This is a genomic window from Salipiger sp. 1_MG-2023, from assembly GCF_030547555.1.
In the GTDB taxonomy this organism is placed as follows: Bacteria; Pseudomonadota; Alphaproteobacteria; order Rhodobacterales; family Rhodobacteraceae; genus Salipiger.
Map to the genome: position 1 here is coordinate 1 of NZ_JAUOQN010000194.1, position 540 is coordinate 540.

A 540-nucleotide genomic window follows, 5' to 3' on the forward strand; every position below is an offset into this window, starting at 1 on the left:
GCCGAACCAACCCCCAGCTCAGACCTGTAATACGAACGATCCGCTTGATGGGCATGCCTTCGGCGCCCATGCGCTGGATCAGTATGTTGGTTTGCTGGCGCCGCTGAAAGCCTTCGAATTGAAGGCGCTCCGCCGCAGTCAGGATACTTGGATCCAGCACGGCGCTGCAGGCTGCTTTTCTGATGGCGGGCATTGCGCGACGGACGGCGGACAGAAACGCATCGCTAGCGTTTTGCAGGAGATGCCAACGATCGGCAACTTGGGTCGCGTCAGGAAGGGCCGCCGAAATTGCCTGCCTGTATCCGCCGTTCCGATCCCTCGCGACAATTTCGATCTGCGGGTGCTGACGCAGCCAGGCTGCGACGGTCGCAGGCTCGCGATCCGGCAGCAGGTCGATGACGGAACGACGTTCGAGATCGCAGATCAACGTTCCATAGCGCTGCCCCTTGCGCCAGGCCCAGTCGTCGGCCCCGATGACACGCGGTTCAAACCCCATGGTCCGCGCACCCGTCGCAGCCCCCCGGAGGAAGGTATCCTTGC

1 protein-coding gene is annotated in these 540 nt (G+C 62.8%); it reads right to left on the minus strand.

Going from position 1 to position 540, the window contains the following annotated elements; genetic code table 11:
* Positions 1-540, minus strand: a 540-nt coding sequence (locus Q4543_RS24545) for a transposase (RefSeq protein ID WP_303442820.1), incomplete at both ends; no start/stop codon positions are given.